The organism is Terriglobales bacterium, assembly GCA_035454605.1.
In the GTDB taxonomy this organism is placed as follows: domain Bacteria; phylum Acidobacteriota; class Terriglobia; order Terriglobales; family Acidobacteriaceae; genus DATMAB01.
Window position 1 is genome coordinate 13316 of sequence record DATIGQ010000121.1, and the last position, 21542, is coordinate 34857.

The window sequence follows — 21542 nt, forward strand, 5'->3', positions numbered from 1 at the left end:
CTCACTCAACGCGCCAGCGGGACGCCCTCGAGCGAAGTCAGCCTTCCCACCGGATAGAGCCCCAGGCGTTGGTCGCGGTAGGGTGAGCGCTGGAAAAAGAAGTCCAGGCGGGCTGAGGGACTGGCCGCGAAAGCTTTGTCGCTGGCCAGACGTCGTTCGAACTCCTCGCGCAGCTTGGCGTCCTTCTCGAGCATGTCGCGCGCCATCTTTTCCATGACGTAGTCCTCGGCGTACTCCTTCTGCTCGAAGATGGCGTTGAAGAAGCCCCAGGCTACGGCGGAGTCGGGCGCCTGCGGCTCCAGGAAATGAATGGCTACCTTGGCAGCCCGCTGGTCCAACAGAACGACCGCGGAACCGGCGGGAAAGGTCAGCTCCTCGTGGACAGCGCGGCAGGTGACCCAGGGCTGGTCGCCGCTTCCGGGCTGGTCGGCGATTCCGGGCCGAAACAGGACCTGGCGGCCCTCGAAAGGCTCTTTGCGCCACTTCGGATTCTGGCAACGGTAGGTTTCTACCTCATCCGTCCAAGGTTCGGTGGTCTGCTTGAGCCGCAAGCCGTGCGCCTCGAGAACGCGAATCACGTCTTTCCACTGCGGCGGAATGATGTACGCGACGGGTGGAACGACCGCCAGCCTCACCCGGAAGGTGGAGCGGTAGGGAATCTCGAGTTCCATAGGTTCGCGCGTGTACTCCACGCGCGGCGCGCCGGAGATTTCGCTGGCCGTGCGGCGGATGTGGTAACCGCGGAAGAAGAACGGTTCGGCTTGGTCGGTCAGCTCCAGGCGCAGGGGGAAGCGGGCTCTCGGGTCGTAGGTTTTGCCCACAGCGATGGTGGCGGCATCGGCGTCGCGGTTGGCCGTCGTAAGCAGATCGGCATCACGATTGATGACCTCCAGCAGCGCACGCATGATCTCGTAATTGCCTGTGACCCGTGCCGGATAGTCCTTGAGCATGTGCATCTCCACCAGCAATCCGGGACGGTTCTGCAGCACGGCATAGCCCGTGGAATAACGGGGAAGATTCTCTCCCTGGTACATGCCCTGGGCGGGATCAGCGGGGTCGATGAACTCGCCATAGGGGCTGATCTTGTGACCGCTGGCACCGACCGACTTCAACAGATATGGCGCCAGCACGTTTTTCTGCCAGTCGGCCAACGCGGGAAAGACATTGGGGCCGGCCTCGAGCGCGTAGGTGGTGTCGTACTGGTGGTCCAGGCCGTCAGTCACGTGGTTGTCCACGAAGAAGTCCGGCAGGAAGCGGTTCCACAAATCGAGGAAGGCTTGCGTCTCGGGCGTATCCGCCTTCATGTAGTCGCGGTTGAGGTTGAGATTGCTTGCGTTCGTGCGCCAGCCCATCGCTTCCGGTCCATTCTGGTTGATGCGGTTGTAGGGACCGAAGCGCTCGTGCCCGTCCGCGTTGTAGATAGGAACGACGACCAGGACCGCGCGCTCGATGAGAGCAGCCTTCTCGCGTGTGATGAGAATGTCGCGCAGCAGCGCAAGGCACGCGTCCTTGCCGTCCATTTCTCCGGCGTGGATGGCGTTCTGCAGCAGCACGATGGGGCGTCCTGCGCGGTGAAGCGCCTCAGGATCGAATACGCCGTCGCGACTGACGACTACGGCCACCAGCTCGCGGCCTTCACCGGTGCGCCCGAAGACCTCGGTCCGCACCTGGCCCGAGGCAGCGGCTGCCAGGCGCCGCACATAGGCCATGGTTTCGTCGTAGCGCGGGGTAGTGCGGTAGGCGCTCTTTTCGGCGGGTGTGCGCCAGTCCGCGGCTGGTTCCGGTTGAGCAAGGGCGGCCGCTGTCACCAGGAAAACGGCAAGCAGGATGCGCATGAAGAACATGGATGCAGTCAGCTCCTTGAAGGACGCGAATTTCTCTTGAGAGACCGTCGGAATCACGCGGTCAACGCCGTCGCCGCGAATGACGGGTGAGCAAGACCACCACGTGCGCCACCGCGGTATTGCGCAGGCCCAGTCCCTCGGGCGTTTTCGCCTTGAGACCGACCGCGGAAACGGGAAGGCCCAGGAGTTCCGCCACCTGCTTGCGGATCCGGGTGGCGTGCGGGCCGATCTTGGGCTCCGCCAGCACCAAGGTCGAATCCACGTTGGCGACGCGATAGCCGGCGCGCGCTACCTGCTTCAGGGCCTCGCGGATGAAGATGACCGAATCGGCGCCCTTCCATTTTTTCTCCGAGGGCGGGAAAAAGGAACCGATGTCGCCCGCGGCCACCGCGCCCAGCAAGGCGTCGGTGAGGGCGTGTAGCAGGACGTCGCCGTCGGAATGCCCGGCTAAGCCGCGTGCATGCGGCAAGGTCACCCCGCCCAGCTTCAGCGGGATACCACGACGAAAACTGTGGGAGTCAAAGCCATAGCCGATTCGCATGGTTTCTCGTCAATCGTTCTTTTCCTGGCCCAGGTAAAACTCGGCCAGTTCCAAATCCGCCGGGCTGGTGATCTTCAGATTGCGAGCCGATCCCATCACCACCGCCACCTCATGCCCGGAGCGCTCTACCAGGGAAGCTTCATCCGTGCCGGTAAAGCCGTCGGCCTGGGCGTCCTCGAACGCCTTCTTCACCACCTCGTAGCGGAAGCCCTGCGGGGTTTGGGCCATCACCACGCGCTCACGCGGGAGAGTGGTGATGACGATGGCGCCGTCGGCGGTGCGGTCCACCTGCTTGACGGTATCCACCGCCGGAACTCCGGCGATGGCCGCGCCATGCTTGGCGGCGGCGGCAATCACATGGTGGATGGTTTCGACGTCCACCAGAGGACGCACGGCGTCGTGGACCAGCACAATGTCGTCGGGAGCGGGCTGGGATCGCTCCTGCAACTTTGCCAAGGCATTCGCCACCGACTGCTGCCGGTTCTCCCCGCCCTCGACCAGATGTACCGGGCGTGCCGGCTGCTCCTGCTCCAGACGTGGACGAAAGCGCTCACCGTCGGGTGAACGCAGAGCCAAATAGATTTCAGAGACTTCCGGAATGGCGGCGAACTTGCGAAGGGTGTGGATGAGGATGGGCACGCCGGCGATTTCGGTGAACTGCTTGGGAGCACCCGCCACCGGCGCCATGCGCGTGCCCAAGCCGGCCGCCGGGATAATGACGAAGACCTTCATCGGGGCGGAAAGTATAAACCAGTGGCTTGTGGTCAGTAGCTAGTTTGAAAATCACGGATGGGTAGCAGACGCCTGCTTCAACAGCCACTGGCCACTAACAACCAGCCACTGCTGTTAGGTTTCCACCGGCGGGCGCTCGACCACGATGGGCTGGGGGCGCCGCGATTCCTGGGCTTGCGTACGCGGTTCAACCGAGCGGACCTCGGCCGGGCGGATGGCCGCGGTGGAGTCGGTGAGCTTGCCGAAGATCATCTTGCCGGCGGTGGTCTGGAGTACCGAAGTCACCGAGATCTCCACGTTCTTGCCGATCATGCGGCGAGCGTTATCCACCACCACCATGGTGCCGTCGTCGAGGTAGGCCACGCCCTGGTTGTACTCCTTGCCTTCCTTCAGGATGAAAACCTTCATGGTCTCACCCGGCAGGACAATGGGCTTGAGGGCGTTGGCGAGCTCGTTGATGTTGAGCACCGGGACACCTTGAAGCTGAGCGACCTTGTTGAGGTTGAAGTCGTTGGTGACGATCTTGGCCTCGTAGACCTTGGCCAGTTCGATCAGCTTCAGATCCACTTCACGGACCGTAGGGAAGTCGTCGTCCACGATCTGCACGTCGAGCGAGGCGATCTTCTGGATGCGCTGCAGGATGTCCAGCCCGCGGCGGCCCCGGTTGCGCTTGAGCGAGTCGGCCGAGTCCGCCACCAACTGCAACTCGCGCAGCACGAAGCGCGGCAGCATGATGACGCCGTCCAGGAAGCCGGTCTCGGCGATGTCGGCGATACGGCCGTCGATAATGACGCTGGTGTCCAGGATCTTGTAGCTCTTCTTGCCCTGTTTCTCACCCCCAAAAACGCCCCCCAGGGCGTTCAGATTCAGCAGGTCTCCCTTGTTGGCTCCCACAATCAGGCCTACGTAGGCCATGAGCAGGACGACGATAAGCTGCAGGAAGCTTTGGGTGGAACCGGGGGCAATGCTGTTGCGGATGACCAGGCTGAACAGGTAGGCGCCGAAGATGCCCAGGATGCTGCCGATGGCCGCTCCGATCAGCCGGCGCAGGCTGACCACCCGCAGGCGTACTTCAAACAGGATGACGCCCAGGCCGAGAGCGACGCCCAAGACAAGCGAAAAGCCGTGGGGCAGCCCGAAGGGCTTCAGGGCCCACGAAGCCGCCGCGACCGCCACGATAAAAATCAGGCGGATAAGGACCAAATCCATGTCGGGACCTCCTTCCTAAAATGCCGTCCGGTCCGGACTCAGGAAGCTCGCCCGGCAGCGGCACCTACCACACGGTCCCGTGTGTCTTACAGTTAAGCGCGGAGCCTATGAAAAATAAGGTCGCTCCGCCCGGGGTGACAAAATGAACGCTCACCCCGGAAAACCACTTCTTAAGACCTCAACCTATAACAACCCAACGCCCAAGGCTATGGCACAGAAGTGCCAAGGGGCATAGTTATCTACAAAATAAACATAACACAGCATATTGTTATTGACCAAGTTACTAAAAGACCGCATTGTATTGTGCGGCAGCGAACGAGCTGCCGCACAAGGTTCTAACCGGCGCGCGGCGAACCAGCCCGCGCCGAAAAACAAACTGGCCCACCCGAAAGGGAGATGAGCGGGCTTGCCTCCACCGGACGAGAGGCGGGGGCTGGAAAAACCGGCGCAAAAATTCTCGGGGGAGAACGCGCCGGTTTTTTCCTTTTCGCCCAAGCTTCCTACGAGCCATACGAGTTCCCTTTACGGCGCGAATGTCCGCCCGTTACAATCCGCGATTCCGGCGTCCGGGCCGGGAATAACGGAGGCAGAAGTGCCCAGGCGAGGTATCCCAGCCATTCTGCTGGTGATGGTTCTGTTGGCAGCCGGCCTTCCGGCGGCGGCCAAGTACATCCCCGACCCGATCGTCAAATACCAAATCAGCGCGCGCCTCGATCCCGGGGCCAAGACCGTGCAAGGGAGTGAGACCATCGAGTGGCGCAACCACTCCGGCGACACCATCACCGAGCTGCAGTTCCACCTCTATCTGAATGCCTTCAAGAACACCCAGACCACATTCATGCGCGAGGGCGGAGGAACCCAGCGCCGCGTGAAGTTTCGCGCCCGCGAGGACGCTTGGGGCTACATGCAGATCCGCCGCATCCTGGTGGATGGCGAAGATCTGACCATCTCCATGGAGTACATCCAGCCGGACGACGGGAACAGAAACGACCAGACTGTGCTGCGCTTGCCGTTGACGCATCCTATCGGGCCGGGTGGGCAGGCCAAGATCGAGATCGAGTGGGTCTCAAAGCTGCCGCGGGTGTTCGCGCGAACCGGGTTTCAGGACAACTTCTTCTTTGTGGCCCAGTGGTATCCCAAGCCGGGAGTTTATGAAGCGGCCGGGCAGCGCCACCGAACCCAGGGCGGATGGAACTGCCACCAGTTCCATGCGCAAAGCGAGTTCTACGCCGATTTTGGCACCTTCGACGTGGATCTGACCGTGCCGCGCGACTTTGCGGTAGCGGCTACCGGGGTGCGCCGCAGCCGCACCGAGAATCCCGACGGCACTGTCACTTACAACTACTACCAGGAGGATGTGCATGATTTCGCCTGGGTAGCCCAGCCGGAGTCCCAGGTCACGATCGACGAGCGTGCGTTTGTCGCCCAGGAACGTGTGAGCGAAGACGAGTATCGCGAGTGGGCGGAGAAAACCGGGACTTCACTCGACGACATCCGGCTGGATGACGTGAAGATCATCCTCTTCATGCAGAAAGAGCACGCGGCGCAGGCCACGCGCCACTACTGGGCTGTGGCCCATGCCCTCAAGTGGTACGGGCTCTGGTACGGGAAGTATCCCTACGAGACCATCACCGTGGTGGATCCGCCCTGGAGTGGATCCGGAGCCGGGGGCATGGAATATCCCACCTTCATTACCGCCGGCACCGTCTACTGGCCTGGCAAGGCCGACCTCACCCAGGGTCCGGAAGGCGTGACCGTCCATGAGTTCGGACACCAGTACTGGTACGGCATGGTGGCCAACAACGAATTCGAGGAAGCCTGGCTCGACGAAGGCTTCAACACCTACTCCACCGGCAAGGTGCTGGAACGCACCTTCGGTCCCAACTATTCCTACGAGTACGTGCTCGGCGTGCCCGTGCCGGCCCGCCCATGGACGAAGATCTGGGTGCCGCGCTATCCCTGGAAGGGCGTGAAGCAGGTGGGTATCGGGCAATACTGGGAGTGGATCCCGCTGTTTCAGCAATACGGGCGCACGCGATCCTTCTGGGACTACGCGAATGTCGATCAGGTGCAGCGCAACGCCTGGGAGTTCTTCAATCAGCGGAGCTACTCGGCTCAGTCCTATGCTAAGACCGAACTGACGCTCAGGACACTGGAGGAACTGCTGGGCGAGCGCTGGCCGCGCGTCATGCGCACCTACTTCCAGCGCTGGCGCTTCCGCCACCCCGATGCCCAGGATTTCATGGCGGTCGTCAAGGAAGTTTCCGGGCGGGACATGGGTGGGTTCTTCGACCAGTCACTGAACTGGTCCAGCACTTTGGAATACTCGGTGACCTTCCACACCGGCAAGCGTCCGCGGAAGCAGGGCTACTACGACGAGAATGGCGAACCGAAGCTCGCCGGGTCCCAACCCGCCCCCGCCGTGGGAGCGCCGGAGAACGTCGAGTCCGAGGTGATCGTGCGCCGCCTGGGCAACGTGCGCTTGCCCGTGATGCTCAACGTCAGGTTCGCCGACGGCAAAGAAGTGCGGGAGCGATGGGACGGAAACTATCGCTGGGCAAAGTTTCACTACCGCAATCGCCCCGCCATCGTCTCGGCGGAAATCGACAGTGACTTCGACTGGAAGCTGGAAGTTCCGAGGACCGACAACACTGCGCTGGCGGAGCCGGTACGCCTGGCGGCCGACAAGTGGTATTTGCGCTGGGTGGTGTGGATCCAGAACGTACTGATGGCATTCTCATTCTTTGCGTGAAGCGATGACGGCCAGAAGCGTAAAGGCGGCGATGACGGTGGGGTTGCGGGCCACATGGCGCGCGCCCTGGATGGTGGTGGTGTTCTTTGCCGCTAATCTGGTGCTGGCCGCCGCCGTGGCCGCGCCCATGCATTTGGCCATCTCCGACCACGTCGGCCGCAGTTTCATGGGAGAGGAATTGGCGCGCGGCTTCAGCGCCGCCTGGCTTACTGAGTTCCAGATCGCCTACGAGCAGTTCTTGCAGGGCTTCTCTGTCGCTATCGCTTACGGTGGGCTGCTTTTCCTGGCCCTCAACACCGTGCTGGCCGGAGGCGCGTTCGAGGTGTTCGCGGCCGGAGAGGGCGCGCGCATGCACGCCTTCGGGTGTGGCGTGGGGAAGTACTTTGCCCGCTTCGCGCGGCTGGCTCTCATCGGATCCGTGCTGTACTTTCTGGCCTTCTTGATCTGGCAGGACCAGGCCGCCAAGCTGCTGGACCGCCTGTTCCGCGGATCCGTGACGGAGTACTGGCATTTCTATCTCAACTGGGCGCGCGCTGCGCTGCTGTTCTTCTCGGTGATTCTGATCAACGTGACGCTCGAGTATGCTCGCGCCGACATCGTGACCCGTGACCGCGAGTCAGCGCTCGCGGCGCTCGGTCAGGCCTCCGGTTTCGTCCTGCGGCACTGGCCGCAGGTGCTGGCCATCTATTTCGGAATCGGGACGCTCACCCTGCTTGCCATTCTGCTCTACTCCGCATTCGCGCGCTTCTTCCCGCAGTCGTCGGTGGTGACAGTTCTTCTGTGGTTCCTGGTAGCACAAGTCCTGCTCTGGGCCCGCTGGTTGTTCCGGCTGGCTTCCTGGGGCGCCGCCGTGGCGTTCTACGGGCAACCCAAGATCCAGGCTTGACGGAGTCTCCTGCTGGCCCGTGTTCCCGCACCCTGCCGACAGGAATGCTGCCCCGGCCCCATGCCAGTGACGAAGCGGTTTGCTATCGTGACGAAACGGAGAGCGCTTTTCACTCCGCACGCGTCCAACACGGAGCAAGGCAAGATTCCAGGGAGGACCCAGCGTGATGCCAACCGTCGAGAGTGAACTTTTCCGGAGTTGGCAGCGTATGTCTGCGTAGGTCCGGTCGAACCTGGCCGATTTTTCGACGTTTGTTGGAAGGACGAAGTAAAGGGAGAAAAGCAGTCGGGGTTAAACGGGTAGTCTCGCTTGTGGTTTGGCGGCCTCGGCGAGGACGATCCCAAGGAGGGCACACGGCCCACAACGGGCCGAGGCTCTGCGTTTAACCCCGGCGTCATTGTAGGTCGTTTTTCGCCATTTGCAAGCCCGAATTCCGGGTGTGGCGAGGCGACACAGCCACCGCCAGAAATCTTCCAAGGAGGAGCCACATGAAGCGTTCCAGAATCCTGACGGTTCTGACAGTCCTAGCCGTGCTGGCCGTGTCGCTGAACGCATTTGCTGCCAACGGCAAGACCACCATCAAGCTCTATGACACCAAGACACTCAACGGCCAGGAGTTGAAGGCCGGCGAGTACAAGGTGAAGTGGGAGCGTAACAGTTCGGATGCGGAAGTCACGTTCCTGCAGGGCAAGAAGGTCGTGGCCACGGTCAAGGGCAAGTTCGTGGACCGCGGCCAGGCTGCGCAGGACGACGCCCTGGTGAGCAAGAAGAACGGAGGCGCTCACGAGGAGATCACCGAACTGCGTTTCGCGGGCAAGTCGGAAGTGCTGGTGCTTGCGGAATAAACAGCCCCACGGCCGGCAAGGTGAAAAAGGGGAAGCCCGCAGGCTTCCCCTTACTTTTTGCCGCGCACGCGTGTCGTTATTTCACGTTCTCCTGAGTGCAAAGGACATCGTTGTAGTAGTTCAGGATCGCGCGCTTGGGTTTGTCCTTCATGCCGCCCAACGGAACCTGGGCGTCGCGGGTCGAGTTGCCGGTCATAGGCATGGTTCCGAGCCGCACGACCTTGCCGCTGGAGAGTTCCAGGTACACCGGGACCAGCATCTGGAAGTTCGGCTCCACGTTGGACTGGATGAGCGTGAAACTCAGCACCGGGTTTCCGTCTGCGCCTCGGGTCAAACTGTGAGTGAACTGGTAGTGAGGCAAGGCGGTGCCGTAGACGTACTCGTTGAAGAACCAGTCCATGCGGCGGTTCTGGGCGATGTCGATTTCCGGCGGCATGTGCTTCTCCACCATGGCCTTGAAGTCCTCGGTGGTGGCCGGTTGGTTGGCGTAGTTTCGCACAAAGTCCTGCATCATTGCCTGGAAGACTTGGTCGCCCTTTTGCGGCGTCCACATGAGCATGCGAATCATGTGCAGAATGTAGGCGCCCTTGGGATAAACCAGGTCGCGATATACATTGGTGCCCGTGCGGCGCTTGATGGCCCGAATGCCTAGGGTGACGGGAGCCACGTCGATGCTGCGATAGCCTTCAGCATTGCGATCGGTCAATTGCTTACGCAAATCGTTCCAAAACTGGATGAACTCCTTGTCGTTCTTCTGTATGAGCTGCAGATAGAGCGAAGCGGACATATGGGCGAACCCCTCGCTCATCCACTGGTCCCGATATCCTCCCCAGCCCACCGTGTGACCCCACCACTGATGGGCCACCTCGTGCGCCGTGACTACCTTGAAGTAGGTCACCAGATAGGGAGGCAGGCTGCCGAAAATGGAATGCCGGGTCGTGGAGTCCAGGAAAGAGCACAAGGGTAGGTAGACCAGCGCCGGCCAAGCCTGGCCGAAGCTGCAAGCGGTCTGCTGGGTGATGGCCACATGCTTGTAGGGAGCCGCCCCGAAGTAGTGGTTGTAAAGCTGGACTGAGAGCTGCCCCTCCGCCATCGCTTTGTCCATCAAAGTTGTAGTGTTCATCGTGCCCGTCGGCGGGATGTACTGTTCAATGCGTTGGGTTCCCTGCGCAGGCATCGAGCCGATATTCAGGATGGAGCGCACCCAGTCGGGCTGGACCGTGTTGGCATAGGCCTCGACGACGTAGCCCTCCTTCTCGAGCTTCACTTCCTTGCGCTTGAAGGACCCGAAGTTGAAGCCAGCTACAGCCTCGGGAACCTCGCTCCGCCATTCGGTGATGTTCTGATCGCCTTCTGCGTACTCCCGTAGCAAGGTGCCGGTCGCTGCGGTCTGCATCGCCTTGGGAACGCGGAAGGTCAGCTCATAGCTGGCGTAGTCGCCGAACATGCTGTTTGGGTACCAGTTATGCCGGGCAATCGGGAAGTAGTTTCCACCGCCCTCGTTGCTCACGGCGTCCTTGCCCTCATAGATGGTGCGGACGGTGTAGCGCTCACCGGCTGCGAGTGGCTTGTTCAGAATCACAAAAAATTGCGGGTCCTGGTTCTTGCCTTCTTGGATGAAGCTGAGCGGCTGTCCATTCGGCCCCGTGACGCTCTCTACCCTCAGCTTGCGGAAGAGGTCGAAGGGGAGAACGCGGAGCCCGTTCACGCGAGAAACGAGCGTAGTGGTCGCGTCACCCCGCAGTCGCCCGCTCTTCTCCAGCAACGTATCCAGCTTCTGGGACTCAATGTCAATTGGAGCGTTCTTCTGTTTCCCGCTTGCCTGGCCGGATGTGTACTCGTGAGAATAGTGAAAGGCAGCCCAAACGCCCCAGTTGTTATCGTCCCAGGTGCTTAACGCAACCTCCTCCGGCGCGGTTCCGAACACCGGCGGAGCTCCCTCCTCATTGCCCATCTCCGGCACACCGAAGGGATCGATGAAGTAGACCATCTTGTCGTTGTATTTTGTGCCGCGAATGAAAGCCACAAACAGCCCACCGGGCTGTGCATCCAGAACGTCCATCAGGACCCGGGCAGAGAGGTTATAGGCAAGGCGGCCATGAAGGGCCTCATGGATGTCATTAAGGGCGGAAACGGCCCCGCCCGCTGCCGACTCCGAGGATGCGCTCCCGGCTTTCTTGATCTCCTCGTAGGTCTCATCGGTGAATCGCAGCACCAACTGGCTGAAATTCTCCCTCAGGGAGGGTTCTTTTGTCAGCAGAGCCAGGCTGTTACGCTCCATTTCGATGGGCGGCACCAGGGAGAAACTGCCCTCGCCTAGAAAGACTGCACCGGTGACTTTCCCCTTGACGGCCCCGAGGAAATAGAAACTCCCTGTGCGGAAGGTGAAGGTTCCGGCATCACGCCGGAGGACGAAATCGGTCACCGTTACTGTCTCGCCGCTCAACCCGATGTGGCGCAGCGCCTGGTACGTTGGCTCGGTATTGGGCTGCTGTGGCGCCGCAGGAGGCGGCGCTGCCGGCTGGCCGGGGCGCTGGGTGACCTCCTGGCCAAAGGCGCCGGGACCCGAATACAGGCACGCAAGGGTAACTAGCAATACGACCCGAAGCAAGTGTCCCCCGTCGAAAACCCGCCATTATAAGAGTTTTCTCCGCTTGTCAACGGGTGTGGCGGAAAATGTTCCGTCCGCGGAACAGCCGCCATTGGTTCGGATCGGTGGGTTGCGGGGAGCCCTTGGGGACCTGGACGCTAGTACTTGGGCATGCTGGGGTCGATCTTGTCTGCCCAGGCCAGGATTCCGCCGGCCAGGTTCTTTACTTTGCGGAAGCCGGCGGTGCGCAGAAAGTCCACGGCTTTGGCGGAGCGCACGCCGGAGCGGCAGTGGGCCACGATCTCGCGGCTGGAGTCCAACTCGTGCACCCGCTTGGGCAGGTCGCCCAGCGGCAAGAGATGCCCCCTTAGGTTGCAGATCTGGTATTCATGCGGCTCGCGCACGTCGAGGATGAAGATGTCATCGCCCGCGTCCAGCCGGCGCTTCAGTTCTTCCACGGAAATCTGCGGTACGTTGGCGGTGACCGGCGCTTCCTCCTCGCCGCGGATGCCGCAGAACTCCTGGTAGTCGATCAATTCCTTCACCGTCGGATTCGGGCCGCACACCGGGCACTCCGGGTTCTTGCGCAGCTTCACCTGGCGGAAGTTCATGCCCATGGCATCCACCAGCAAGAGGCGACCGATGAGTGGGTCGCCCTTGCCCAGGATGAGCTTGATGGTTTCCGTGGCCTGGATGACGCCAATCAGCCCCGGCAGGATGCCCAGCACGCCACCCTCGGCGCAGGAGGGCACCAGGCCGGGCGGCGGCGGTTCCGGATACAGGCAGCGATAGCACGGGCCGTCCTTGGTGGCGAACACGCTGGCCTGGCCCTCGAAGCGGAAAATCGACCCGTAAACGTTGGGCTTGCCGGTGAGCACGCAGGCGTCGTTCACCAGGTAGCGGGTGGGGAAATTGTCGGTACCGTCGGCGATGACGTCGAAGTCGCGGAAAATCTCCAGCGCATTCTGGCTAGTGAGCCTGGTCTCGAACTTGCGGATCTCGACGAACGGATTGATGCTCTTCAGCGTCTCTTCCGCGGACTCCAGCTTCTTGCGGCCCACGTCCTCGGTACCGTGGATGATCTGGCGCTGCAGGTTGGTGAAGTCCACCACGTCGAAATCCACGATGCCCAGCGTGCCCACGCCTGCCGCCGCCAGATACATGGTAAGCGGCGAGCCCAGTCCGCCCGCCCCGATGCACAGCACTTTCGCCGCCTTCAGCTTCTGCTGCCCCTCCATGCCCACCTCGGGCATGATGAGGTGGCGCGAGTAGCGCAGGATCTCCTCGTTGGAAAGCGCTTCGGCGGCGGGTTTGAGAGTCACTGTGGACATGGGATGAATCACTCGATCATTGATTCATTGAATCATTGCGGGAACGGCTCGAAGCACGCCGAATCGTCACAGAACTAATGAATCAATCGTCCATCCGTATTCTACCGCTCCACCAGCGATCGAGGGCACGATGGAGAGTGAGTCGTCGTCGCGCACCGGCGTATTCTCCTTCTCCAGGTAGCGAATGTCCTCGTCGTTCAGGTAGACGTTCACGAAGGCACGCAGGCGTCCATCCTCGGTGAAGAGCTGCTTGCGCAGGTCGGCGTGCTGCGCGGTCAGGTTCTCGAGAGCCTCGCCCACGGTGCGTCCCGGTACATCGACGACGCCCTGCTTCTCGGCGTACTGCCGCAACGGTGTTGGGATATGGACCTTCATTGCCTCTCCCCGGTCTCAGATGCCGCTACTGGCACTTTCGATTCACCCGCGACCACCTCCACGGCCTCCGGCTCGAACCGCTTGTCTTCCTCGTCCTTGCCCGCCAGCAGGAAACTCCTGGTAGCGGCGGCGCGCCCTTTCTCGACGCTGGTGATGACGTAGGAGCAGCCATACCAGTGGGCTTCGGCCAGGTCGGTCTCGGACCAGTGCGGAGGATGATCGGGATGCGAATGATAGAAGCCCACGATGTCCATCCCCGCAGCCCGCGCCTGCCGCTGTGCGGCCACAAGCTCACGCGGAGCGATGTTGTAGCGGTTCTGGGGCGAGTCGGTACGCGTGTTGCCGCAGCCGACCGCGCTCTCGACCCGCCGCACGTCACTGTCGATTCTCCCTATGAGCACTCCGCAGCACTCGTGCGGATAGGTCTCCTCGCCGTGGAGACGCAGGGCATCGAGAGCGGGTTGGGTGATCCGGAGCATCTCGGGCCTCACTCTTCCTCCCAGAATCTTTCGCTCAGGTACTTGTCTCCCGCATCCGGGAAAACGGTGACGATCACGGCCTGCTGTTTGCCCGCAACCCGTTCGCGCGCCACTCGCAGGCAGCCGACCACGGCGGCTCCCGCCGAAATGCCGACCAGCAGGCCCTCCTCCCGCGCGAGCCGCTTGACCATCGCGTGTGCATGCTCGGTGGAGATGCCGAGGTCAAGATCAGCGAGGCTTGGGTCGTAGATCCTGGGCACGATGGCCGTAGCCATGTGCTTGGCGCCCTCAATGCCGTGAAAGGCCGAATCCGGCTGCAGCGAGATGCACTCGATCTTCGGGTTCAGCTCTTTCAGCCGGCGGCTGGTGCCGACAAACGTCCCGCTGGTCCCCAGCATGGCGACGAAATGCGTCACGCGGCCGCTCGTCTGCTGCCAGATCTCATTGGCGGTCGAGCGGTAGTGGGCGCGCCAGTTGGCGTCATTCGAGTACTGGTCGGCGTAGAAGTAACGACCCGGCGCCGCTTCGTACATCTCCTTCGCTTTGCGGATAGCGCCATCGGAGCCCTCGCCGGGGTCGGTGAACACGATCTCGGCTCCGTAGGCGCGCAGGATGCGTTTGCGCTCCACCGAGACGTTTTCCGGCATGCACAGAGTTACCGGGAATCCGCGCGCCGCGCCGATCATGGCGTAGGCGATGCCGGTGTTGCCGCTGGTGGAATCGAGCAGCGTCTTGCCCGGCCCCAGCTCCCCGCCGCGCAGCGCCTCGTTCACGATGTTCAGCGCCGCCCGGTCTTTGACCGAGCCCCCGGGGTTCAGCCACTCCGCCTTGCCCAGGATGGTGATGCCGGGCAGATCGGCGGTCACGCGCTCCAGCCGGATCAGAGGAGTGTTGCCGACCCGCTCCAGCACCGCACGGCCCAGCTCCAGTACCGCCTCCGCCTCCCAAGGAGCGTTGAAATGCTCGGATTGGACCGCTTTCTTCATGGAATGGTGTCGTTCTGGTTAATCCCAGCTAAGTGGTTCGGAGTCAGGCCGATAGAGCACACCCGGAGCACTGCGGGGAGGCTTCTACTGTAGTCCAGCGCGTTTCTTTGGGGCAACGCACGGTAACTTAGATGTATCGTATGGGTTCCAGGGTGCGATTCTGGACATTGAATCGTGCCCGCCCCGAAGCGCCCGTCGCCTTCTTTCCGCTCCCCCGGACGGCTTGGCTGGTTCGGTGACCTTTCAGCAAACGGAGCATCCAAATCAGTAATGAGCAAGCAACTGGCAACACGAAACTACGAAGAGGCGCTGGCCTGGCTGCGCGAGCACGGCTTTGAAGTGCTGGAAGCGCCGGCGACCTCCCACCGCGTCTTCGTCAAGAAGCTGAACTGTTCCGCCGCCCTCGAGAAGGATGAACACGAGGGCGTACGCATCTTTGCCAAGCCCGGCTACCTGGTGGGCGGCGAGATCTCGAAGCTCGTCGACCGCGGCTACCAGAAGTTCCTCAAGACTTCGCGCACCGAAGTGCCGGCCACCGCGGACCACCTCGAGGCGCTGCATGCCTTCACCGAGGAGCTCCGAGAAGCCACCGGCGCAACCAGCCTGTACAACGAGTCGCTGGGCACGGTGAGTGACCGCTACGTCTATGACCGTGTCACCGACCGCGACCAGCCCGAACCGCAGCGTCCCAAGCGTCCCTGGCAGGCGGTAGAGCCGGCGACCGCCGCGGGCAAAAAGCGCGCGTAGCCCCCAAGTATCCAACTTCATACTAGGCGCGCAGTGCTGCGCTTGGAGACACTCTTCTAGACGCCCGGCGCGTGTGTCTGCCGCGCCCTGCCGCCACCATGGGCCAGGCATTGCAGCCGATCGAGGGTTTGAACTGGTTCGACGTCGACGATCCCAACTCGCCGGCGCTCGACGAGCTGGCCGCGCGCTTCGGCCTGCACGAGCTGCAGATCGAGGACTGCCGCCACCGCGGCCAGCGCGCCAAGACCGAAGCGTATGAGAGCTACATTTTCACCGTGCTCAAGAATCTGCGTCCGCGCCGCAAGGCTAACTTTGACGACTTCGATGTTTTCCTGGCCAAGGACTTCCTCATCACCGTGCACGACGGCGAATGCGCGTTGATTGACCGCGTTCGCCGCCGGGCGCAGGATCGCAAGCAGGGCGGCCGCCTCGACGTGCTCTTCTATCTGCTCACCGACGCCATCGTGGATGAGTACTTTCCCCTGCTCGACGAGGTCTCCGATGCCACCGAGGCCATCGAATCCGAGGTGTTGCGCCGCCCCGAGCCTCCTGTGCTTCGCCGCATCTTCACGCTGAAACGCAAGCTGGTGGAATTCCGGCGCGTGGTCGGAGGCATGCGCGAAGTCGCCAATGCCATCGTTCGGCGCGAGCACGGCCTGGTGGGCGACGACCTCGACGCCTACTTCCGCGACGTCTACGACCACCTGGTCCGGACTCTCGACGCCATCGAGAGCCAGCGCGACCTGCTCACCGGCTCGCTCGACATCTATCTGTCCGCCATCGCCAACCGCACCAACGAAGCCATGAAGGTGATGACCCTCTACGGCACCATTGCCCTGCCGCTGGTCATCATCACCGGCTTCTTCGGCATGAACCTGCGCCTGCCCTGGGCCGACCATCCTTACGGGGCTTGGTTTGCCACCGGTGTCATGGCGCTTTCCACCGTGGTGGTGCTGATCTACCTGCGCAAGAAACGCTGGATCTGAGGACACAGGTCGGCGCAGCCTGCCCTAGCGTCTCGCCCGTTGCAGTCGCCGGTACGCCTCGCTGCGTGAAAGGCCGAGTTCCTTGGCCACCATCTTCAGTGCCGACTTCTCGTCCAATTTCCGCTCGGCCATCACTTGGCGAAGCCGCGCCGCGATCTCTGGTTCCTGCTTTTCTGCGGCTGCGCCCGCTTCCGCTTTGCCGATCAGCAGCGTGCACTCGCCCTTGATGGGGCGGTCCCGTAGCTCCCCCAGCAGCTTGCCTGCCGGCCCACGAAGAAACTCCTCGTGCAGCTTGGTTAGTTCGCGCGCTACGACAACCGGACGATTGTTGCCCAGCAGCTCCACCACGTCTTCCAGGGCTTCCAGCAGCCGGTGTGGAGCCTCGTAGAAGATCTCCGTATTTGTTGACTCACGGATCTGAGCCAGCGCATCGCGCCGCGCACCCGCTTTCGCCGGCAGGAATCCGCCAAAGCGAAACGAATCTGTCGGCAGACCCGAGGCCGCCAGTGCCGCCACGAACGCCGCGGCTCCCGGCACCGGTACCACCGCGATGCCGCGCTCGGCCGCCAGCGATACCACCCGGTACCCTGGATCCGAGATTCCCGGCATGCCCGCATCGGAAACCAGCGCCACCGTCACTCCGTGTTCCAGTTCGCCTACCAGTGCGCGCGCGCGTTCCGCCTCGTTGTGCTCGTGGTAGCTGACCGTGCGCTTCGCGATGCCGTAGTGATCGAGCAGCTTGCGTGTCTGGCGCGTGTCCTCGCAGGCGATGAGGTCGGCTTCCTTCAGGATGCGCAGGGCGCGCAGGGTGATGTCGTCCAGGTTCCCGATGGGCGTGGCCACCACGTACAGCGTCCCTCGCGCCGGCGTCATGGCGCGCAGTCTATCACCCGTGTGCCGGTCGGCGAATTGGTAGAATCAACACCACGTCGCGAGGAACTCGGTGCCCCTTTACGAATATCAATGCAAGAAATGCAGTCATCGCTTCGAGCGTATCCAGAAATTCTCCGACCCTATTCTGAGGAAGTGTCCGGAATGTGGCGGCACCCTAGAGCGGGTAATTTCTGCGCCCGCCGTGCAATTCAAGGGCAGCGGCTGGTACGTCACCGACTACGCGCGCAAAAGCACAGCCAAAGCCGCCGAAGGCGGAGGCGACAAGCCGGAATCCGCGGGCGAAGAGAAAGCCGAAGCAAAGCCCAAGGCCGAAAAGCCCGAGCCCAAGAAGCACCATCACAAGAAGAAGGACTAGCGGGTCACGGCCCGCTCACCTGAGTCGTTCCGCCCCCTGCCGGCATCGAACATCCCGGAGGCACTCATGATCCAACTTCGTCCCGCCGCCGAGCGTGGCCACGCCAACCACGGCTGGCTCGATACCTGGCACACCTTTTCTTTCGACAGCTATCACGACCCGGAGCACATGGGCTTCCGCACGTTGCGCGTGATCAACGAAGACTTCGTTGCGCCCGGTGCCGGCTTTCCCACCCACCCGCACCGCGACATGGAGATCGTCACCTACGTGCTCGAGGGCGCGCTCCAGCACAAAGATAGCCTGGGCAACGGCTCGATCATCCGGCCCGGCGACGGCCAACGCATGAGCGCCGGCTCGGGCATCCTGCACAGCGAGTTCAACGCCTCGAAGACCGAACCCGTTCACCTGCTGCAGATATGGATCCGCCCGGAGAAACGCAATATCGAGCCCGGCTATGAGCAGAAGGAGTTTCCGGCGGAGGAAAAGCGCGGCCGCCTGCGGCCCATCGCCGCACGCGACGGCCGCGACGGAGCCGTCACCATCCATCAGGACGTGACCCTGTACGCTGCCGTGCTCGAGCCCGGCCGCGAGGTCGAGCACGCGCTCGGCCCCGGCCGTCACGCCTGGCTGCAGGTCGCCCGAGGTGCGGTGACGCTCAACGGCAAGCCGCTCAGTCAGGGCGACGGCGCCGCCGTCAGCGAAGAAAAGAAGCTGAATATTCGCGCAGAGAGCGACGCCGAGGTTCTGCTGTTCGACTTGGCCTGAGTGTTAGTGCTACGCCGTCCGCCGCTGCTTGGCCCGCGCCCGCTCCACCTCGAAGGTCATTTTCGGCGCTTTGGCATCGGCATCCACTACCACGTGATCCCCGTGCAACACTTCACCATCCAGGATCTTGAGCGCCAGCGGATCCTGGATCAGCCGCTGGATGGCGCGCTTCAGCGGCCGGGCGCCGTAGTTGGCGTCGTAGCCTTCGGCGAACAGCAGTTCGCGCGCGGCGTCGGTGAGTTCCAGTGAGATCTTGCGGTCGGCCAGCAGTCGCCGCAGGTCCTCCAGGCGCAGGTCGATGATCTTGGTGAGCTGTTCCTTGCCCAACGGGTTGAACAGGACGATGTCATCCACGCGATTCAGGAACTCGGGCTTGAAGTGCGCCTGCATGGCGTTCATCACCTGGCGGCGCGCCTCTTCGAAGTCCTCGGGTGTCTGCAGCGCCGAAGCCTGGAGATAAGCGGACCCGATGTTCGACGTCATGATCAGCACCGCGTTCTTGAAGTCCACGGTCCGACCCTTGCCGTCGGTCAGGCGGCCGTCATCCATGATCTGCAGCAGGATGTTGAACACATCCGGGTGCGCCTTCTCAATTTCGTCGAACAGCACCACCGCGTAGGGGCGCCGGCGTACGTGCTCGGTCAACTGCCCGCCCTCTTCGTAGCCTACATACCCCGGGGGCGCGCCGATCAGCCGCGCCACCGCATGCTTCTCCATGTATTCGGACATGTCGATGCGCACCAGGGCGTGCTCATCGTCGAACAGGAATTCGGCCAGCGCGCGCGCCAACTCGGTCTTGCCCACGCCGGTAGGCCCCAGGAAGATGAACGAGCCGATCGGCCGCCGCGGGTCGCTCAGCCCCGCCCGCGACCGCCGGATGGCGTTGGCCACCCGCTCCAGCGCCGCCTCCTGCCCGATGACCCGCTGGCGCAGCCGCTCCTCCATCTGGATCAGCTTGTGCACCTCGCCCTCCAGCATCTTGGAGACCGGGATGCCGGTCCACTTGGAGACGATGCGCGCCACATCCTCTTCGTCCACTTCTTCTTTCAGCATGCGGGAAGCCGCTTTGGACTCTTCCTCGCTCAGCCGCGCCAGTTCGTTCTCCGCCTGCCGCAGCTCCCCATAACGGATCGCGGCCACGCGCTCCAGGTCGCCCTTGCGCTCGGCCTGCTGCTCTTCCAGCTTCAGCTTCTCGATCCGCTCCTTCAGCCCGCGGATGCGGCCGATCTGCTCCTTCTCCTTCTTCCAGCGCACCTTGAGCGCATCCGCCCGTTCGCGCACGTTGGCCAGCTCCTTTTCTACGGCGGCCAGCCGCTCGCGCGAGTTGGGATCGCTCTCTTTCTTCAGGGCCTGGCGCTCGATCTCCAGTTGCGTGGCGCGACGTTCCAGTTGGTCGATCTCCACCGGCATGGAGTCGATTTCGATGCGCAGCGACGCTGCGGCCTCGTCGATCAGGTCGATGGCCTTGTCGGGCAGGAAGCGGTCGGAGATGTAGCGGTGCGAGAGCGTGGCCGCGGCCACAATGGCGGAGTCCTTGATGCGCACTCCGTGGTGCACTTCGTAGCGCTCCTTCAGCCCGCGCAGGATGGCGATGGTGTCGGTGACGTTGGGCTCGCCCACGAATACGATCTGGAAGCGGCGTTCCAGCGCCGCATCCTTCTCGATGTGTTTGCGGTACTCGTTCAGCGTGGTGGCCCCGATGGCGCGCAACTCGCCGCGAGCCAGCGCCGGCTTCAGCATGTTGGAGGCATCGATGGCTCCTTCGGCCGCGCCCGCGCCGACGAGGGTGTGCAGCTCGTCGATGAACAGGATGATCTGCCCCTCGGATTCCTCGATCTCCTTGAGCACCGCCTTCAAGCGGTCTTCGAATTCGCCGCGGTACTTGGCGCCCGCCACCATGGCGCCCAGGTCGAGCGCCACCACGCGCTTCGACTTCAGCGCCTCCGGCACGTCGCCGGAGACGATGCGCTGCGCCAGGCCCTCGACGATGGCCGTCTTGCCCACGCCCGGCTCCCCGATCAGCACCGGGTTGTTCTTGGTGCGGCGGGAAAGCACCTGCACCACGCGGCGGATCTCGTCATCGCGCCCGATCACCGGGTCCAGCTTGCCGCGGCGCGCCAGGTCCGTCAGGTCGCGCGCGTAGCGCTCCAGCGCCTGGTACTTGGCTTCGGGGTTGGGGTCGGTCACGGTCTGCGAGCCCCGTACCGTGGCCAGCGCCTTGAGGATGGCTTCGCGCGTCGCGCCCTGGCTCGCCAGGGTCGCCTGCGCGGCGTCCCCTTTGGCCTCCGCCAGGCTGAGCAGCAAGTGTTCGGTCGAAACATACTCGTCCTTGAACTGCTGCGCTTCCTTGAAGGCGCGCTCGATGGTCTGCGCCAGTGCATCCGAAAGGCTGGGCTGCCGCGCGCCCGACCCGGAAAGCTTGGGCAGGCCTTCAGCTTGACGCCGCGCTTCCATGGCGACGGTCTGCGCGTTCACGCCGATCTTCTCCAGCACCGGCACCACGATGCCCTCGCGGTCTTCGACCAGCGCCGCCAGCAGGTGCACGGGCAGGATCTCCGGATTGCCCAGTTGCGCAGCCAGGTCATTCGCCGTGCGCACCGCTTCCTGCGCCTTGATGGTCAGCTTGTCCCAACGGATGCTCATGTTCGTCTCGCTATTCGGAAGTCAGGCATTTCTACAACGAAAAGGCGGGAGCCGGTCATTTCTCCGAACCCCCGCCGGTGTTGTTTACGTTCCGGGTCTTAGGCGGCCCGGCCCTTGGGCTCGAGCGTCTTCTGGCCGACCTGCACCTTGATCTGCTTGGGCTTGGCTTCGGCCTTCTTGGGCAGCCGGATCTTCAGCAAGCCGTTCTCGCAGTCCGCTACCACACCTTCCGACTCGATGGTGTTGGGCAGCGTGAAGCTGCGGCTGAAGGCCCCGTAACGCCGCTCGATGCGATGGAAGTTCTCTTCCTTCTCCTCCTTCTCGAACTTGCGCTCGCCCTTCACGGTCAAGGTGTTGTTCTCCAGGCGCACATCCAGGTCCTTCATCTCGATGCCCGGAATCTCCATCTTCACCGTGATGGCCTGCTCATCCTCGTAGACGTCTACCGCAGGAACGAAACCGGTCGTCATCAGGGCCTCGTCGCTGGGCAGGGGGGTCTCCTGGAAGAGCCGGTTCATCCGGTCCTGCAGGGTGGTCAGCTCACGAAACGGGTCCCAACGGGTGAGTAGTGTCATAGCCTTG

The 21542-nt window shown here is 62.8% G+C and carries 19 protein-coding genes; 7 read left to right on the forward strand and 12 right to left on the reverse strand.

The genetic code is table 11. From position 1 onward, the window contains the following. Positions 1–5: 5 nt before the first annotated feature. The 4 genes from VLE48_08395 to VLE48_08410 all read right to left on the reverse strand — a co-directional run bounded on the left by VLE48_08395 (position 6) and on the right by VLE48_08410 (position 4326). Entirely contained in the window at positions 6–1844 is a 1839-nt protein-coding gene (locus tag VLE48_08395; protein HSA93016.1) for a M14 family metallopeptidase, read from the reverse strand. 61 nt (positions 1845–1905) lie between these two features. Continuing rightward, complete coding sequence (ispF, locus tag VLE48_08400) at positions 1906–2385, reverse strand: 2-C-methyl-D-erythritol 2,4-cyclodiphosphate synthase (protein ID HSA93017.1); 480 nt, start codon at positions 2383–2385, stop codon at positions 1906–1908. A gap of 9 nt (positions 2386–2394) precedes the next feature. Beyond that, positions 2395–3117 carry a 2-C-methyl-D-erythritol 4-phosphate cytidylyltransferase gene (gene ispD, locus VLE48_08405; protein ID HSA93018.1) on the reverse strand — a complete coding sequence of 241 codons (723 nt, stop codon included), beginning with the start codon at positions 3115–3117 and terminating at the stop codon, positions 2395–2397. Positions 3118–3231: 114 nt separating this feature from the next. Then, positions 3232–4326 (reverse strand): PIN domain-containing protein, encoded by a 1095-nt coding sequence (locus tag VLE48_08410; GenBank protein HSA93019.1) that lies wholly within the window; start codon positions 4324–4326, stop codon positions 3232–3234. 592 nt (positions 4327–4918) lie between these two features. Here VLE48_08410 and VLE48_08415 point away from each other — a divergent pair. The 3 genes from VLE48_08415 to VLE48_08425 all read left to right on the forward strand — a co-directional run bounded on the left by VLE48_08415 (position 4919) and on the right by VLE48_08425 (position 8809). After that, positions 4919–7078, forward strand: coding sequence for a M1 family metallopeptidase (locus tag VLE48_08415; protein ID HSA93020.1), 2160 nt, complete (start codon positions 4919–4921; stop codon positions 7076–7078). A gap of 4 nt (positions 7079–7082) precedes the next feature. Beyond that, entirely contained in the window at positions 7083–7964 is an 882-nt protein-coding gene (locus VLE48_08420) for a hypothetical protein (GenBank protein HSA93021.1), read from the forward strand. A gap of 488 nt (positions 7965–8452) precedes the next feature. Further along, on the forward strand, positions 8453–8809 hold the full coding sequence (locus VLE48_08425) for a hypothetical protein (protein ID HSA93022.1): 357 nt from the start codon (positions 8453–8455) through the stop codon (positions 8807–8809). A 76-nt stretch (positions 8810–8885) separates the two neighbouring features. On the opposite strand, the gene VLE48_08430 is transcribed toward VLE48_08425, so the two are convergent. The 5 genes from VLE48_08430 to VLE48_08450 all read right to left on the reverse strand — a co-directional run bounded on the left by VLE48_08430 (position 8886) and on the right by VLE48_08450 (position 14570). Further along, on the reverse strand, positions 8886–11420 hold the full coding sequence (locus VLE48_08430; GenBank protein HSA93023.1) for a M1 family aminopeptidase: 2535 nt from the start codon (positions 11418–11420) through the stop codon (positions 8886–8888). A 137-nt stretch (positions 11421–11557) separates the two neighbouring features. Then, positions 11558–12730 (reverse strand): molybdopterin-synthase adenylyltransferase MoeB, encoded by a 1173-nt coding sequence (moeB, locus tag VLE48_08435; GenBank protein ID HSA93024.1) that lies wholly within the window; start codon positions 12728–12730, stop codon positions 11558–11560. 66 nt (positions 12731–12796) lie between these two features. After that, positions 12797–13105, reverse strand: a complete 309-nt coding sequence (locus tag VLE48_08440; GenBank protein ID HSA93025.1) for a ubiquitin-like small modifier protein 1 — start codon at positions 13103–13105, stop codon at positions 12797–12799. Next, on the reverse strand, positions 13102–13584 hold the full coding sequence (locus VLE48_08445; protein HSA93026.1) for a M67 family metallopeptidase: 483 nt from the start codon (positions 13582–13584) through the stop codon (positions 13102–13104). The genes VLE48_08440 and VLE48_08445 overlap by 4 nt, the downstream gene beginning before the upstream one ends. A gap of 8 nt (positions 13585–13592) precedes the next feature. Further along, positions 13593–14570, reverse strand: coding sequence for a cysteine synthase family protein (locus tag VLE48_08450; GenBank protein ID HSA93027.1), 978 nt, complete (start codon positions 14568–14570; stop codon positions 13593–13595). Positions 14571–14840: 270 nt separating this feature from the next. Between VLE48_08450 and VLE48_08455 the strand changes: the two genes are divergently transcribed. After that, the gene (locus VLE48_08455) at positions 14841–15317 is read left to right on the forward strand and encodes a hypothetical protein (protein ID HSA93028.1); all 477 of its coding nucleotides are present in this window, start codon (positions 14841–14843) and stop codon (positions 15315–15317) included. 71 nt (positions 15318–15388) lie between these two features. Next, positions 15389–16303 carry a magnesium/cobalt transporter CorA gene (corA, locus tag VLE48_08460; GenBank protein HSA93029.1) on the forward strand — a complete coding sequence of 305 codons (915 nt, stop codon included), beginning with the start codon at positions 15389–15391 and terminating at the stop codon, positions 16301–16303. Between the two features lie 24 nt (positions 16304–16327). Here corA and rsmI read toward each other — a convergent pair whose 3' ends face one another. Next, on the reverse strand, positions 16328–17176 hold the full coding sequence (rsmI, locus tag VLE48_08465; protein ID HSA93030.1) for a 16S rRNA (cytidine(1402)-2'-O)-methyltransferase: 849 nt from the start codon (positions 17174–17176) through the stop codon (positions 16328–16330). Positions 17177–17246: 70 nt separating this feature from the next. On the opposite strand from rsmI, the gene VLE48_08470 reads away from it, so the two are divergent. Together VLE48_08470 and VLE48_08475 are read left to right on the forward strand one after the other, a co-directional pair. Continuing rightward, entirely contained in the window at positions 17247–17552 is a 306-nt protein-coding gene (locus VLE48_08470) for an FmdB family zinc ribbon protein (protein ID HSA93031.1), read from the forward strand. Positions 17553–17618: 66 nt separating this feature from the next. Continuing rightward, positions 17619–18317, forward strand: coding sequence for a pirin family protein (locus tag VLE48_08475; protein ID HSA93032.1), 699 nt, complete (start codon positions 17619–17621; stop codon positions 18315–18317). Positions 18318–18326: 9 nt separating this feature from the next. Here the strand turns inward: VLE48_08475 and clpB are convergent, their stop codons facing one another. Both clpB and VLE48_08485 read right to left on the reverse strand, forming a co-directional pair. Next, positions 18327–20960, reverse strand: coding sequence for an ATP-dependent chaperone ClpB (clpB, locus tag VLE48_08480; protein HSA93033.1), 2634 nt, complete (start codon positions 20958–20960; stop codon positions 18327–18329). A 98-nt stretch (positions 20961–21058) separates the two neighbouring features. Then, positions 21059–21535: an Hsp20/alpha crystallin family protein gene (locus tag VLE48_08485; protein ID HSA93034.1), complete on the reverse strand. Its 477-nt coding sequence runs from the start codon at positions 21533–21535 to the stop codon at positions 21059–21061. Positions 21536–21542 lie beyond the last annotated feature (7 nt).

Bases quoted from the DNA above. Each gene is read 5' to 3' on its own strand.
- VLE48_08425 (HSA93022.1), top strand. From the start codon at position 8,453: ATGAAGCGTTCCAGAATCCTGACGGTTCTGACAGTCCTAGCCGTGCTG.
- ispD (HSA93018.1), bottom strand. From the start codon at position 3,117: ATGAAGGTCTTCGTCATTATCCCGGCGGCCGGCTTGGGCACGCGCATG.
- VLE48_08445 (HSA93026.1), bottom strand. From the start codon at position 13,584: ATGCTCCGGATCACCCAACCCGCTCTCGATGCCCTGCGTCTCCACGGC.
- VLE48_08440 (HSA93025.1), bottom strand. From the start codon at position 13,105: ATGAAGGTCCATATCCCAACACCGTTGCGGCAGTACGCCGAGAAGCAG.
- VLE48_08410 (HSA93019.1), bottom strand. From the start codon at position 4,326: ATGGATTTGGTCCTTATCCGCCTGATTTTTATCGTGGCGGTCGCGGCG.
- rsmI (HSA93030.1), bottom strand. From the start codon at position 17,176: ATGACGCCGGCGCGAGGGACGCTGTACGTGGTGGCCACGCCCATCGGG.
- clpB (HSA93033.1), bottom strand. From the start codon at position 20,960: ATGAGCATCCGTTGGGACAAGCTGACCATCAAGGCGCAGGAAGCGGTG.
- ispF (HSA93017.1), bottom strand. From the start codon at position 2,385: ATGCGAATCGGCTATGGCTTTGACTCCCACAGTTTTCGTCGTGGTATC.
- VLE48_08450 (HSA93027.1), bottom strand. From the start codon at position 14,570: ATGAAGAAAGCGGTCCAATCCGAGCATTTCAACGCTCCTTGGGAGGCG.
- VLE48_08395 (HSA93016.1), bottom strand. From the start codon at position 1,844: ATGTTCTTCATGCGCATCCTGCTTGCCGTTTTCCTGGTGACAGCGGCC.
- moeB (HSA93024.1), bottom strand. From the start codon at position 12,730: ATGTCCACAGTGACTCTCAAACCCGCCGCCGAAGCGCTTTCCAACGAG.
- VLE48_08455 (HSA93028.1), top strand. From the start codon at position 14,841: ATGAGCAAGCAACTGGCAACACGAAACTACGAAGAGGCGCTGGCCTGG.
- VLE48_08420 (HSA93021.1), top strand. From the start codon at position 7,083: ATGACGGCCAGAAGCGTAAAGGCGGCGATGACGGTGGGGTTGCGGGCC.
- VLE48_08475 (HSA93032.1), top strand. From the start codon at position 17,619: ATGATCCAACTTCGTCCCGCCGCCGAGCGTGGCCACGCCAACCACGGC.
- VLE48_08485 (HSA93034.1), bottom strand. From the start codon at position 21,535: ATGACACTACTCACCCGTTGGGACCCGTTTCGTGAGCTGACCACCCTG.